Annotated in this window: 6 protein-coding genes; 1 reads left to right on the top strand and 5 read right to left on the bottom strand. The window is 34.8% G+C overall.

From position 1 onward, the window contains the following. Positions 1–107 precede the first annotated feature (107 nt). From bioD to AC3DU7_RS16970, 3 genes are all read right to left on the bottom strand, one after another. Positions 108–806, bottom strand: coding sequence for a dethiobiotin synthase (gene bioD / locus AC3DU7_RS16980; RefSeq protein WP_488040501.1), 699 nt, complete (start codon positions 804–806; stop codon positions 108–110). A gap of 548 nt (positions 807–1354) precedes the next feature. Further along, positions 1355–1567: a hypothetical protein gene (locus tag AC3DU7_RS16975; RefSeq protein ID WP_488040500.1), complete on the bottom strand. Its 213-nt coding sequence runs from the start codon at positions 1565–1567 to the stop codon at positions 1355–1357. 550 nt (positions 1568–2117) lie between these two features. After that, complete coding sequence (locus tag AC3DU7_RS16970) at positions 2118–3242, bottom strand: mechanosensitive ion channel family protein (protein WP_488040499.1); 1125 nt, start codon at positions 3240–3242, stop codon at positions 2118–2120. A gap of 1520 nt (positions 3243–4762) precedes the next feature. On the opposite strand from AC3DU7_RS16970, the gene AC3DU7_RS16965 reads away from it, so the two are divergent. Further along, on the top strand, positions 4763–7000 hold the full coding sequence (locus AC3DU7_RS16965) for a PDC sensor domain-containing protein (protein ID WP_488040498.1): 2238 nt from the start codon (positions 4763–4765) through the stop codon (positions 6998–7000). 588 nt (positions 7001–7588) lie between these two features. Here AC3DU7_RS16965 and AC3DU7_RS16960 read toward each other — a convergent pair. Both AC3DU7_RS16960 and AC3DU7_RS16955 read right to left on the bottom strand, forming a co-directional pair. Continuing rightward, entirely contained in the window at positions 7589–8686 is a 1098-nt protein-coding gene (locus tag AC3DU7_RS16960) for a PstS family phosphate ABC transporter substrate-binding protein (RefSeq protein ID WP_488040497.1), read from the bottom strand. Between the two features lie 224 nt (positions 8687–8910). Next, positions 8911–9095, bottom strand: a 185-nt coding sequence (locus tag AC3DU7_RS16955) for a hypothetical protein (protein ID WP_488040496.1), incomplete at its 5' end; no start/stop codon positions are given.

Genomic DNA, 9095 nt, shown 5'->3' with positions numbered 1-9095 from the left:
CATTCAACTAACAAAGGTTGTAGTTTTCTAATTTCTGGACGCAGTTGAGATTGAGTAACGGAATTTGAGGTCGGAATAGTTGAAACCATATTTTTTATACCGAGTTATTAATTTTTGATTGTGGCTGGTAAGGGTAAAAATTGCTCTAAATCTAAATTAGAGGCTGCTGTTGCTAATTTGTCTAGGTTGTTAATTTCTGGTAAATGTGGTATAATTCCACAGATGTGTACTTGAGTTAAGGATTGAATTAGCTCAACAGGAGTCCAGTCGGCAACTTCTTGCTCAGAGCAAGGTTGAACGCAGTTGAGGATAATGCCTCGGAGATTAACCTTCATTTGACGAGCTAGAGCAACATTGGCTACTGTTTGAGCGATCGCGCCTAACTTGATTGGTACAACCAAAACAGTAGGTAAATGCCAATCCCTAGCTATGTCTGCCACTGTTAGTTCGTGAGTTACAGGAGATCCTAGTCCTCCTAAACCCTCGACTAACACAAAATCTTTTTGTTGTCGTAATCTTGCAAAAGTTGACCATACCCGATCTAATTGTACCAGACGACCTTCCCGTTCAGCAGCTACAGGAGGAGCAACGGGCGTTTCATACCATAAAGGGTTAATTTCGTCAAGAGATTGGTCTAGAGAAAATAATTGAGTGTAAAGTTCGCGATCGCCTATACCAGTTTGAATAGGTTTAAATAAGCCTAAATTCCGATCTTTATAGTAAGTCTGCCAGTAAGCAGCAATAGCGAGGGTTAATATAGTTTTACCCGCATCGGTATCGGTTGCAGTAATTAAAAGTTCTTTCAAAGCACTTACCCTGGAATATCATTTCTGGATCTTTAAATTGTAATATCTTCAGGGCTTACATATCAAACTCTACCTCTAGAGTTTCCACCTATGTCAAACCTGTAAACAGAAGAAGGTTACAGACTACGGTTGGTGATTTTCACAGAAGCAGGAACTGAGACTAAATTCGGTTTAGATAAGAGCTTTATTAGGAAAGTAGGGCAGAAGGCAGAAGGCAGAAGGGTTAGAGAATATTTGGAAAAAGTGCCTTTTCATAACTGTATTTAGTATGAGCTGCCAAAACTCATGCGATCGCGCGTGGGTAATACTTCAATGATTAAAGAATTAGCAGTATGATTCAATAACCTAACATTAACAGGACTTACACACGATAGCCAAATATAGTAGGGGGTTATAGTGCTACGCGCAAGTCAGAAGTCAGAAGTTAGAAGTAATCCCTGACGCTCGTTTGAGTGTCTATAATTGCCCTAACCTATTTGCGTAATGCTATAACAGCAGTTAACCCCAATAGTTGATAATTTTGTCTGCGTGCGTAAGTCCTTTATTTATCAATCGGTACGATTTTCCAGATTATCTACAGCATCTTCTGTACGTTCATTAGTATTCTTGGGCTTCAACCAATCAGGCCATAGCCCAACTATAAAATTTCGGCTTTGCAAGCTAGCACTTCGGACAGGTTGAGGTACAAATTCAAAACTGTCACCACCAATTACAAAAACTACACTCACGATGACAAATAACCATATTAGATTTTTATTCATAAGCTGATATTAATTAGATTTATTTGTTTAACTCTAGTATTCCCAATATTTACAAAAATACTTCATAGAAAAGTTTTCGAGCCGATCAGGTACAAAGTTTTATGCTGTAAGGAACAGAGAACACTGAATCTGGGAATGAATAAAAATTATAGATTTAGTCTCAAACTACAACTCACACCTCTTAAAACTTACTGTATCAATATAGATAAAAAATTTTACAAGACTTTGATTGTAGGAAACAGGAAATATAAAACAGAAAAAAAATTGTCGAAAATATTTCTTCAAAAGCTGATGCTTTGATCCAAAAAAACTATATAGTAAATTATTTGCAAGTGCGAGTAGAACATCAGGAATAAACTAACCTGGAGGTTATCTATCAGTAGAAAATATAATAGAAAAAAAAAGTTAGCTGAGGCAGGAACAAAAAGGTATTGGTAGCCTTGTAAAAGTAGTGCTTATTAAGTATATCCATTTTATTACTAGAAGTTAGATCTAAACAATCACTACTTGTTTACCACTACCAAAATATTAACTTATAGATATTTAGAGTTCAATTCTTGGTTGCCATCTTCATATTTTTTGCATAATTTTCTGCATCAGTTATAAAGTAAACATTCTGAGCAGCAATGCCCTCTTTTTCCATTAACCTCATTACTTTCAAGTGAAATTCACGGGCAGCACGGGAGTAACCAGCAGGAGTATGATATGAAACATATTTTATTATGCGAGCATTACCTTCAACACCATTGAACATTATATAGTGTTCCAGAAAACCTTCGACACTTTTAAATATTTCATCAACACCATCCATTATTCTCTCTGCTTGAGCTGCTGTAATGCCATCAATTTTTAAAGTTCCTGTTATACCCCACTCATCAACATCAGCTCTGTTTTGAGACCAGTTATCTACAATACCACCAACCATTCGAGAATTGGGCATTTTAATGATTGAACCCCATTCCCATGAATACAACTTTGTTGTTCTTAAACCGATTTCTGACACCTGGAAAAAACCATTCACTCCCATAACTGCTATCCAATCACCAGGTCTATACAACCCATCAGTATAGATAATTACAGCACAACACCAGTCATAGATAATGTCTTTGAACAACAAACCTAAAGCAACACCAGCACCACCAAGTAAACCAATCAAAGCTCCTGCAGATGCTCCTAAAAATACTTCTGCTCCTTTAATACATACCACAACAACTGCTGCAATCCGAAATAGTCTAGGGAAATAGGGAACCAGCAAATCATCCAGGTCTGTATCAGTGTGAACAGTTAGAAATTGTAGTAGTTGACCCAACAAAGGAGCTGAACGATAAATCACATTTGCTACCAGAGCAATAGCAGCTAAAGCGAGAACATCATCTATCAGTTTGTTTAATTCAGGACTGATATACTCTACTAAAATTACATGCACTGCCCAAAACCCACCCAGTAAAACTAACCAGGTTAAGGGTTCTTTAATGATAGCAATCAATTGATCGTCTATGTCAGATTCAGTGTTTGCAGCCAGACGTTCAATACTTTTAATAATTACTCCAGCAATAAATCCCTGAAGTATCAGTGTTAATAGCAACACCCCTATTGCAAGTAATAGTTTATATGCCGATAGGCCAAAAATGGTGATTTCTCCAAGACTATTCCAAATTTGTTCTAATACGTCCATTTCTTTTCCTCAACTGAGAGATTTTTTATAAGGATAAGGTACTTTGCCTAGTCTATAGAAACTGAATTCTAGAGTCTAGTAAAATGCAAAATTTAGATCGATACTTACAGTAGCAAAAAAACTGTCAATCGAGCACTGGTAATATAATATTTTAATATGGGCATTTCATCATCATGGAATTATAAGAGAAGGGATAGTTGAGAGGGCAAATTAAATATAAAATAATCAGGAATCATCCTGCAAATATAGAATACTTTAATTTGTTCTGACAATCTCTTTTGCTTGATACAAATAATACCAGGTGCGATAAATGCTTGTTACAAATAGTATGAGCAAGGAAGAAGTAAGAGGGAAGAACTAAGAAGTAATAGACAAATCAGAAAAAGAGGGAAAATAATCGAAATAGGTAGCTTAGAGAATTAGAGAAGTTCTTGATTAGGCATAAATTTTAGTCTTTTTTCATATACCTTTTTTAGATTGGTATAATTATTTACCTTGTACAAATTTAAAGAAAATCAAAAATCACTTAATTTTTTTAGTTAGCTATCTATTTAATATTTACTATACAGAGCCTATAAAGCTATGTTATATGTAGATTATTTGAGTAATAATCGGAGAACAAACTAAGATTACAGATAGATAGGTTAGTGCAATAAAATCGATGTACATTTATAGCGGGTTGGTAAACTAAGCTGAACCTTATTTCCAGACTAAACTTGCTGGAAGTTATACTCACAGGTCTTAGACATGACTAAACCCTTGCACTATAAAGTATTTATCCTTTTAATATTGACTTTATAGATCGACTCTTAGTTGTGTAAAAAGTTCAAAATAAAGTATTGATAAACTGTTCGTTGATTTTGACATTTTGTTGCTTATTTTGATTTTTTAAGAACTGATTTATAAACTGAGCTATTTGCGCAGCATTCCGCAGGAAAACTCTTATACTATCTAATGCAGGACGGCGGAGATAACTGACCAGTTACAAAATCCTAAAAGCCTTACTAATCAATACTTTTGACTGTCTTGAGTGTGTCTTTCATTCTGAGAGGACCTCAGAATTACACACTCGATGCCCGACTTTTAACTTCCGCGTAGCAGCACTAGGTCTCAGGAATTTATGGTTTAATGACTCACAATCGGTAAAACCTTTGTCCTGTAATCAATTCAACCTCTTAATATTTACTTTATAAATCAGCTCTGATACTTAACTACTTAGTCTTGTTATGTTAAATCAAGAGATAGAAAAGATATTAAGATTAAGATTAAATTTTTATTCTAAAAAGTGCTGTAATAGTTAGGAACATTTCAGATTTATTTTCCTATATTCGTCGCTCAAATATCAGATGAACTAGAGTTGATATTTTGAGAAAAAATTTAGATAGCACAATTATCATCCTGGTAATCTTGCCATTCAGATATTTCGACCTAACCAGCAAAAAAAATGTTAATAGTTTCCATTTTTTTCGCAAAAAATCAAGATATTATTATTTACTAAAATTGACAGGAAAAACAAAATCATGAGAATCAATAAAAAAATTCAATATGATGTAAAAGACGAGAAAAAGCTTCAAGAAAAAGCCAAAATAATCAAACAAAAAATCTACAAATTTTTACATAAAACATTAACTATTAATAATGCTAGTAAGCCACAAATAATCGCATTTTACACTTCACTAACCCTTGGTGGAATTAGTTTGACATTAGCTATATTAGGAACATTATTATATACACTAGAACAAAGAGAGAGATTTGATAGCGCTAAACAGCAAGCCCAACGAGAAACAGCTAGAGTTGCTCTAGAAATAGATCGGCGACTATATTTTGCCCAAAAATCCACTCTTTCTATAGCCAACGACCTCACCTCTGGCAAATTAAGTGATGAGCAATTACTGGAGCAACTTAAATCAGGAGTTGAGGCCAACGATGAACTTTTAGATATTGGGGTTGCTTATCAACCCTTTGCTTATAAACCGGATGTCAAGTTATATGCACCATATTATGCTAGAATAGAGGGTAATATAGAACTATTTGAAGTTAAAGTTAACTATACTAAACCCAAGTATGCTTGGTATAGTAATACTATAAATAAAGGACCAAATTGGGGAGAACCATACTTGTGGAATGACACTTCTGTGGTCAGCGATCCAGTTGTTGGATTTTATACTCCTTTTTATGACCCAAATACTCAAGATAGATCTCCACGAGGTATCGTATATGGTGAATATTCATTAATACAAATTCGACGAGCGATGGAGTCTCTAGACTTGGGTAGAACTGGTTATGGATTTATCATTTCTCAAACTGGAACTTACCTTTATCATCCTAATGAAGAACTTTCTAAAGCTCAAGCAAATGTCTTCGACATTACATACGAAAATAAGGATGAAAAGCTCAGAGAATTGATTGTAAAAGCTATTAAAGGTACACCAGTAGAAGCAAATTTAACAGATGAAGTAACAGGTCAAAATTCTTGGTTATTTCTGCGGACAATCAATAGAAATGGATGGGTAGTAGGAATAGTATTTATTCAAGATGAAATTTTACCAGATTCTTCAGTCACAAGACGTAAACTAATTGCTCTTAGTATCGCCTATCTTTGGTTTGCCGTTTTTCTTTCAATTCTACTCTTTCAAGCTTACTTGGGAGGGGTAAAACGAGTTGCATTAGTATCATTTGTTATTACTATATTCTTTATAGTAAACATTGGCTTTATTTGGAACTTAGTGTTGAGGGCAAGAACTTATACCGCAACTAGAAATCTTTTGCTTAGTGATACTGGTGTAACACAATTATTAGCTCCTCAGATAGAGTTAAGTAGGGAATTAAATCAACAAGAACCCCTAATTATTCCCACAGGAGTTTTTATCCAATCATTTGATTTTACCAGTCCAAAAGATGCTTTTGTCACAGGTTATATCTGGCAAGAATACGAAGATGGTGTACATGATGATTTATCTCGTGGCATTATACTTGCTGATGCTATTGAAGACAGTGATTATGAATTAAGAGAAGATTATCGACACAAAAAAGATGGTTTAGAAGTTATCGGTTGGTATTTCGCTTATACTCTCCGGATGGATTTTAATTTTGATTATTATCCTTTTGATGATAAAGATTTAAAAATTCGGATTTTGCATCAAGATTTCAATAATGGAAACTTAAATCGTCGAGTAATTCTTGCTCCCAACTTAAATAGTTACAATGTAATTAACCCACGAACTACACCAGGGGTCGATCAAGAAATGGTACTTGGAGAATGGTATCTCAGGGATAGCTTTTTCGAGTATGTATTTAAGACATACAATACTAATTTTGGTCTAATAGATTCTGTACCAAAAACTAATTTTCCTGAACTTCAATTTACTGTTATTTTGCAAAGGTCTTTCTTAGGTCTGTTTATTTCTAAACTAGGACCAATGATTGTAGTTTTAACTTTGTTATTTGCAGTGCTATTGACTTGTAGCAGAGAACAAACTATGGAAGTTTTGGGTGCTGCTGCTGGTTTTGTATTTATTGTTATTTTGGATCAGGTGACAGTTAGGCAACAAATTATTACTAAAGGTGTTGTTTATTTAGAGTTCTTTTACTTTGTTGTTTATTTATACATTTTCTTAGTAACTTTGAACTTTATTCTTTGGAGTTTGAAGCCCGATCTTCCGATTTTTAAATATAAAGATAACTTTATCTTTAAGGCGCTTTATTGGCCGAGTATGATGAAAATTTTACTGCTAGTTACTATTTTGGTATTTATTTAAGAAAGGAAAGGGGTGGTGCATTTTCATTAATGATTAATGGATAATGGATAATTATCTCTTATCCTCATCTATCTATCTTTTTCTCTGTTTTTCGCGAGAATGAAACATCCCTGTGGTCATATAGAATCTGGTTATATAATTAGGGTTTGCGCTCATAAAGTTTTTTGGTAAGGGTAGGAGCCAGAATCGGTGAATCGGTGAAGTCAGGAGGAATAGGAATTATAGAAGAAATAGTCAGAAGAATAGTACCTTGATTGTTCTGCCATAATCCTCCCAAAATGCGCTCCTTTTTGAGTATTTTAGACTGAAAACTTGCGCACTTTTTTAGACCTAAAAAGGCTAAAACTTATATCAGTAAATGCTTTGAGATTTAATCAGCAAGCCCTAATTATGTTTAGAATTCTATAGTTACTTCAATCTCCCCCCACTCCCCTACTGCCCTACTCCCAACTATAAAATAACTATTCAACCGGATTTGATATCTGGGGTGAATTGACTTCTAAAGAATTAAGATTACATACACGCTATTCAGCAACGCCCATTTTTTTTCATGCCTATACCTATGCCTATTTCGTCAACTCAATTCAATCAGCCACCACCGACTCTCTTTCTTTCTTTTTCAGAGAAAAGTTTATCAATTAGTTTAACGCCTACTCCAGATTCTCCCTCAAAAACAGAGCCAGTAGTCAGCTCTTCAACACGCTCTCGTATTTTCCCTTGCAAAAATCCGGGTAAAGGTACATATCCTACTTCTGAAATTACCTCTTGATTCGCAGCATCCATTTGGTAATCAACAAAAGCTTTAACAGGGGGTATTGTTTCCAGGGAACTCTTGCTCACATATAAAAATAATGGACGAGATAGGGGAGCATAAGTACCGTTAGCTATAGTTTCACTACTTGGCTCCACACATTGACCAGTATCATTGTCGATAGAAATTAGTTTCAAAGAATCCTTATTTTCTTCGTAGTAGGTAAAACTGAGGAAACCCAAACTACCCCACTCAGATTCTATACCTTGAATAACGATATCATCATCTTCACTGGCCTTATAGTCTTTGCGGCTTCTACCTTCTTCCCCAGTAACAGCATCAGTAAAGTAGTCATAGGTACCAGAATCAGCGTCAGGAGCATAAAGACTCAGAGATTCTTCCGGAAATTCATCACGAATTTGCTTCCAATTAGTTACTTTTTCCCGATCGTCATCATCAGGTTGCCAAATTTTTGTTAACTCTTCCATAGTCAGACAGTCTGCCCAATCATTGTCGCGATTAGCGATGATAGAAATACCATCGAAAGCAATAGGAATTTCAACAAATTCTATTCCATTTGACTGACAGAGGTCAATTTCAGACTTTTTAATGGGACGGGAAGCATTTGATATGTCTGTGTCCCCAATACAAAACTTTTTTAGTCCTGCTCCAGAACTAGATATTCCTACAATTACCTGATTTTCCGGATTATCATTCATAAATTTTTGAGCCATTGTATCCGAGAGCGGAAAAATTGTACTTGAGCCATCAACTAGGACATATCCTCTTTCCTCAATATCTTCTTCGTTTGCTAATGGAGATTTTTCGGTAGTGGAAGTTATTGTTTCATTATTGCCACAAGCACTTACAATCAGAAGTAGAGCTACTGCAAAAAAACGGAGAGATTGATTTTTCAATTGTATTACTAAATTCATAAATTTTAGAGTAAGATTTTACTGATAACTTCGATCATTTTACCACTTATCAATATTCAATATTGAGATCAATTCTCTATTAAGCTAATATTTTCACTTTAGTTTTATAGAAAAATTATTATTATCCAATGACGGCGTTGGTAATTTGAGGTATGATAACTATGTCCGGATAAGAGCACGATAAAACTCCGTTACCTTTACACTCCCCGAAAAACTTTCTCCTTCTACTCAGGGTTTCTTCTTTTTTCTTCCCTCCTGACTCCTGTCTCCTGACTCCTGACTCCTAAAAAATTAAGATTAATATCATACACTAATTTACCAACACCCCAATGACTAAAGCTGACAAAACTATCGTAAGGGACTTCCAAATAAAAAATTATCCCATTAGCTATGAAAGTAAGGGAGTAGG

This window comes from Okeania sp. (assembly GCF_983059655.1).
This window is presented reverse-complemented; position numbering and strand designations above follow the sequence as displayed.

What these genes read in the sequence shown, in the direction of transcription:
- AC3DU7_RS16975 (WP_488040500.1), bottom strand. Translation starts at nt 1,567, where the DNA reads ATGAATAAAAATCTAATATGGTTATTTGTCATCGTGAGTGTAGTTTTT.
- AC3DU7_RS16960 (WP_488040497.1), bottom strand. Translation starts at nt 8,686, where the DNA reads ATGAATTTAGTAATACAATTGAAAAATCAATCTCTCCGTTTTTTTGCA.
- AC3DU7_RS16970 (WP_488040499.1), bottom strand. Translation starts at nt 3,242, where the DNA reads ATGGACGTATTAGAACAAATTTGGAATAGTCTTGGAGAAATCACCATT.
- AC3DU7_RS16965 (WP_488040498.1), top strand. Translation starts at nt 4,763, where the DNA reads ATGAGAATCAATAAAAAAATTCAATATGATGTAAAAGACGAGAAAAAG.